The organism is Methylobacterium sp. E-005 (assembly GCF_022829725.1).
Taxonomy (GTDB): domain Bacteria; phylum Pseudomonadota; class Alphaproteobacteria; order Rhizobiales; family Beijerinckiaceae; genus Methylobacterium.
Genome location: NZ_JAKSYG010000129.1, coordinates 1 through 5282, shown reverse-complemented (window position 1 = coordinate 5282; position 5282 = coordinate 1). Strand labels below are relative to the sequence as shown.

The window sequence follows — 5282 nt, the reverse complement described above, 5'->3', positions numbered from 1 at the left end:
TCGACCGGGACGCGCTGGTGGCGCAGGTGGGCCTGGATCTGGCGGTGGCGCCGAACGCGACCCTCGGCGTGGCCTATACCGGCCAGACCGGCGCCCGGGCGCAGGACCAGGCCGTCAAGGGCAGCTTCACCCTCCGGTTCTGAGGCTCTGCTTGACGGGATCGCGGAGGGCTCGCGTTCTGGTTCCGAAAGGTCGAGATCTTTCGCGGATCCAGGGCGGAGCCCTGGTCGCCCTTTCAGGGCGCCGCCCTGAAATCCTGCCAAAGGGCTGCAGCCCTTTGGAAACCCGAGATGCGACGGGCCGGCGAATTCCGGCCCTCGTCCCCGTGAGTGTCACACGACTGACGCGGTCCGCCCGCTAGCGACCGGGCCGCTCACGACGCCGAACGGGGATCCGCATGATTGACGCCACGGTGCCGGCTCTCGCCCTCGGCGCGCTCCTGTCCCTCGTCCAGATCGGCAGTATCGCCATCGCGGCCCGGCGCCTCGGCACGGTGCACGGGCCGTCGCGGTTTCCCGCGGGGGCGCCCGTCTCCCTGGTTCGCCCGCTCCGCGGCCTGGAAGCCTACAGCGAGGAGATGCTGACCCGGAGCTTCCGGCTCGACTATCCCGCCTACGAGGTGATCTTCTGCGTGGCCGACCCGGGCGATCCGATCGTGCCGCTGGTCGAGCGCCTGATCGCCGCCCACCCCCGGGTGCCGGCTCGGCTGATCCTCGGCGACGAGCGCGTCAGCGCCAATCCGAAGCTGAACAACTGCCTGCGCGGCTGGCGCGCCGCCGCCCACGATTGGGTGGTGCTGGCCGATTCCAACGTCGCCATGCCGCCCGATTACCTCCAGCGCCTCCAGGCGGCGTGGCGGGAGGAGACCGGCCTCGTCTGCTCGACCCCCGTGGGTGCCCGCCCGGGCAGCTTCATGGCCGAGGTGGAATGCGCCTTCCTCAACACCCTCCAGGCGCGCTGGCAATACGCCGCCGAGGCGTTCGGCCTGGGCTTCGCGCAGGGCAAGAGCATGCTCTGGCACAAGCCGTTCCTGGAGTCGCAGGGTGGCCTCCAGGCGCTCGCCGCCGAGATCGCCGAGGACGCGGCCGCCACCAAGCTGGTCCGGGCCGCCGGCAAGCGGGTGCATCTCGTGGCGAGCCCCTTCGAGCAGCCCTTGGGCACGCGCGGCTTCCGGGAGGTCTGGGCCCGGCAGCTCCGCTGGGCCCGGCTGCGGCGGGTGACGTTTCCGCTGTTCTTCATCCCGGAAATCGGCAGCGGCGTCCTGCTGCCGGCGCTGGTGGTAACATTCTGCGCCGGAAGCCTCGCCGGTCTCGTCGGCGCTGCCAGCCTCGCGGCCCTGTGCTATGCCGCCGAGGTCGGGCTCGCGCTCCGCGCCGGCTGGCATCGCTCGCCCCGCATGCTGGCGGCCTTCCTGGTGCGGGACGCCCTGATCCCGGCGATCTGGCTCGGCGCCTGGGTGCAGAGCGCCATCGTGTGGCGCGGCAACGCCATGGATGTCCGACCGCGCCGGGCCGCCGTCGACCGCTACGCACCGACGGCCTGATCGCGGTCGACGGTACCCCGGAGGTGAAGCCGTGATGCGCCGCTACGCCCTGTACTGGCTGCCCGCCCCGGGCTCCCGCCTGGAAGCCTTCGGCCGGAGCGTGCTCGGGTACGACACCACCACCGGGGGGCCGGTCGCGCACCCGGAGGGGCTGGGCGACCTCGCCGCCGTCAACACGGGCGCCCGGGTCTACGGCTTCCACGCGACCCTCAAGGCGCCTATGCGCCTCGCCCCGGGGGCGACGGAGGCCGATCTCGTCGTCGCCGCCCGCGGACTCGCCACCGCGCACCCGCCGGTCGTGCTCGGACCGCTGCGCGTTGCGGCCCTCGGGCGGTTCCTCGCCCTGGTGCCGGAGGCGCCGCCGCCGGAACTGGGCCTGTTCGCGGCCGAATGCGTCGCAGCGCTGGAGGCCCTGCGGGCGCCCCTCACCGAGTCCGAGCGGGCCAAGCGCCGGCCGGAGCGCCTGGATCCGCGCGGCCGCGCCCTGCTCGACCGCTGGGGCTATCCGCACGTGTTCGAGGCCTTCCGCTTCCACATGACCCTGACCGACGCCCTGCCGGAGCCCGACCGCGACGGTTGGCACCGGCGCCTCGCCGCGGCCTACGCCGCCTCGGGCCCGGAGCCCGTGACGATCGACGCGGTCTGCCTCCTGACCCAGGATGCGGGCGGGCCGTTCCGGCTCCTGGCGCGCCTGCCCTTCGGTGCTTCTCAAGGCTGAGGTTCCCATGGCCCATGCACCCCTCGGCCTCGAACCCGCCCTCGATCCCAGTGCCCGGGCCGAATCCTGCCGCCTCGGCCGCTTCACCGAGATCGGCGCGCGCACGCGCCTGACCGAGACGGAGCTGGGCGATTATTCCTACATCGCGCAGGACGGCGAGGTGATCTACACGACGATCGGCAAGTTCTGCTCGATCGCCGCAAGCGTGCGCATCAACCCGGGCAACCACCCGATGGAGCGCGCCTCGCAGGCCCACTTCACCTACCGGGCGCGCGCCTACTGGCCCGAGGAGGCGGACGAGCCGGCCTTTTTCGACCGGCGCCGGGCGAGTCCCGTCGTGATCGGCCACGATGTCTGGATCGGCCACGGTGTGGTCGTCCTGCCCGGTCGGACCATCGGCGCCGGCGCGGTGGTGGGTGCCGGTGCGATCGTCACCCGCGATGTCGAACCCTACACGATCGTGGTCGGCAACCCGGCCCGTCCGGTCCGGCGCCGGTTTCCCGAGGCCGTCGCAGCGCGGCTGGAACGGCTTGCGTGGTGGGATTGGGACCACGAGGCCTTGCGCCGCGCGCTTCCGGATTTCCGCGCCCTGTCGATCGACGATTTTCTCGAACGCTACGAAACTTAAGCCGGCTATCAGCCAAATGTTCTGCGCCGGCAAACAATAACGCATCGTATTCGTCATTCAATCGTCGTGGAAGCGGCGTTTAGCTGCGGTCATTCCGCAGCGGATGAATGCATGCTTGTTATCGAGGATCTGACGCGCCAGTACGGCGACCGGCGTGCCGTGGATGGCGTCTCGTTGCGGATCGAGCCCGGGAGCTTCGTCGGGGTGATCGGCCGGTCCGGCGCCGGCAAGTCGACGCTCCTGCGGCTGATCAACCGGCTGGCGGATCCGAGTTCGGGGCGCATCCTTCATGACGGGCGGGACGTCACGACCCTGAAGGGCCGCCATCTGCGCGAATGGCGCACAAGCTGCGCCATGATCTTCCAGCAGTTCAACCTCGTCGGCCGCCTCGACGTGATGACGAACGTGCTGATGGGGCGACTCAGCCACGTGCCGAGCCATCGGGCGCTCCTGCGCCTGTGGTCCGACGCGGATCGGGCGATGGCGCTCGCCGCCCTGGAAAGCTTCGACATGGGCGAGTTCGCCGCCCAGAGGGCCGATGGCCTGTCGGGTGGCCAGCAGCAGCGCGTGGCGATCGCCCGCGCCCTGGTGCAGGAGCCCAAGATCCTGCTGGCCGATGAGCCGGTGGCCTCCCTCGACCCGCGCAACACCCGCCTCGTGATGGATGCCCTTGCCGAGGTGAACCGGCGCTACGGCATCACGGTGCTGTGCAACCTGCACTCCCTCGACTTGGCCCGCGCCTATTGCGACCGCCTCGTCGGGCTGGCCGCCGGTCGCGTGGTGTTCGAGGGCGGCCCGTTCGACCTGACCGAGGACGTGGCCCGCCGGCTCTACGGGCTGGAGGCCGGCGAGGTGCTCGACAATTCCGCCGAGCGGGAGGCGGAGCAGCGCGCGGCCCTGCCGGGCCGGCCCGGCTCGGTCCCGGCGCGCCCGGTTCGCGAGGCCGCGATCGGCGTCTGAGAGAAGCGCGCGATTTTTTCAGTGCACGGACAGGACGATCAAGGTTTCGCACTAAGAAACGACAGATCTGGGAACGCTCTTGCTGGGTGCGCCACCCCTTCGATTCGGGTTCCGGCGCGCCGGTGAGGAGATCATGGTGATGTTGGGCCGAATCCTTTTAGCCGTTGCTTTGGCCATTGCCCTTCTGAGTGTGCCGGCGCGTGCGCAGGGCTGGCGGGACAGCTATCCCGCGTTGACCCTCGCGGTCGTCCCCGTGGAGAACGCTGACACCACCATCAAGCGGTTCACGCCCCTCGTGACGTACCTGTCCAAGGCGCTCGGCGTTCCCGTGACGCTGAGCGTCGCCAAAGACTACGCTTCGGTGATCGAAGGCCAGAGGAACCGCACGATCCACATCGCGCGCCACGGCCCGGCCTCCCTGGGGCAATCCGTGATGAACGGGGTGCTGATCCAGCCGATCGTCACCTGGGTCCATCCGGCCGGCAACCACGGCTATCATTCCGTGATCTACGTGCTGGCCTCCAGCCCCTACAGGACGCTCGACGATCTCAAGGGCAAGACCCTCGCGCTGGTCGATCCGAATTCCACCTCCGGCAACCAGGCCCCGCGCTTCTTCCTGAAGCAGGCCGGCTACGACGTGGACACGTTCTTCGGCAAGACCTTCTACGCTGGCAGCCATGAGAGTGCCGTCAACGCCCTGATCGCGGGCAAGGCCGATGCCGCCGCCAATCATTGGAACGCCGAGACCGACACGATCGTCAGCCGGATGGCCGCCAAGGGCACGCTGAAGACGCCTCAGGGCGCGCCGATGCAGCAATCCGACTTCCGGGTCGTGTTCAGGTCCGACCTCCTGCCGGAGGGGCCCTTCGCGATGCTGGCGAGCCTGCCCGAGGATCTGAAGGCCGCGATCCGGGCCGCCTTCATCGCCTTCCCGACCGCCGACAGGGCCGCCTTCGACCAGCTCTCCGACGGCAAGGACGAGGGTTTCACGCCGATGACGCTCAAGGATTACCAGCCGGTCATCGACATGCTGCGGTTCAACGCGGCGCAGCGCACGCGTCTGTAGCGCCGCCGCGCCACCGTCTTCACCCCCAATCCGCCGGGACCGCACCGCGTGCGGATCCCCGGCGGGCTGGGCATCGCCCCGACCGGCCGGCAGCCGGTCGCCGCCCGCCTTTCGGGCCACCACGAAGGACGACACGATGATCACCCGACGCACCCTGGCCGCGGCCGCCGCCGCGCTCGCCCTCCTCGGCCTGCCGGCCGCCGCGCAGGATTGGAAAGCCAAGTATCCCGAGCTGACGCTGGGCGTGATCCCGGTCGAGAACGCCACGGGCACCACGGATCGCTGGGGGCCGCTCACCGCCTACCTGACCAAGGCCCTCGGCGTGCCGGTGAAGCTGCGGGTGGCGAGCGACTACGCCGCGGTGATC

Annotated in this window: 6 protein-coding genes; all 6 read left to right on the top strand. The window is 70.4% G+C overall.

Annotated features, from left to right (window positions below; translation table 11 throughout):
• Window positions 1-397: 397 nt before the first annotated feature.
• A complete protein-coding gene (locus MKK88_RS14795) occupies window positions 398-1543 on the top strand; it encodes a ceramide glucosyltransferase (RefSeq protein WP_244000919.1) in 1146 nt (381 codons plus the stop codon).
• Window positions 1544-1577: 34 nt separating this feature from the next.
• Entirely contained in the window at window positions 1578-2261 is a 684-nt protein-coding gene (locus MKK88_RS14790) for a DUF1045 domain-containing protein (RefSeq protein WP_244000920.1), read from the top strand.
• A 7-nt stretch (window positions 2262-2268) separates the two neighbouring features.
• A complete protein-coding gene (locus MKK88_RS14785; RefSeq protein ID WP_244000917.1) occupies window positions 2269-2889 on the top strand; it encodes a chloramphenicol acetyltransferase in 621 nt (206 codons plus the stop codon).
• A 111-nt stretch (window positions 2890-3000) separates the two neighbouring features.
• Entirely contained in the window at window positions 3001-3849 is an 849-nt protein-coding gene (phnC, locus tag MKK88_RS14780; RefSeq protein ID WP_244000915.1) for a phosphonate ABC transporter ATP-binding protein, read from the top strand.
• Window positions 3850-3988: 139 nt separating this feature from the next.
• Window positions 3989-4915, top strand: a complete 927-nt coding sequence (gene phnD / locus MKK88_RS14775; RefSeq protein WP_244000913.1) for a phosphate/phosphite/phosphonate ABC transporter substrate-binding protein — start codon at window positions 3989-3991, stop codon at window positions 4913-4915.
• Window positions 4916-5051: 136 nt separating this feature from the next.
• Window positions 5052-5282: PhnD/SsuA/transferrin family substrate-binding protein (locus tag MKK88_RS14770; RefSeq protein WP_244000911.1), on the top strand; the 231-nt coding region annotated here is incomplete at its 3' end.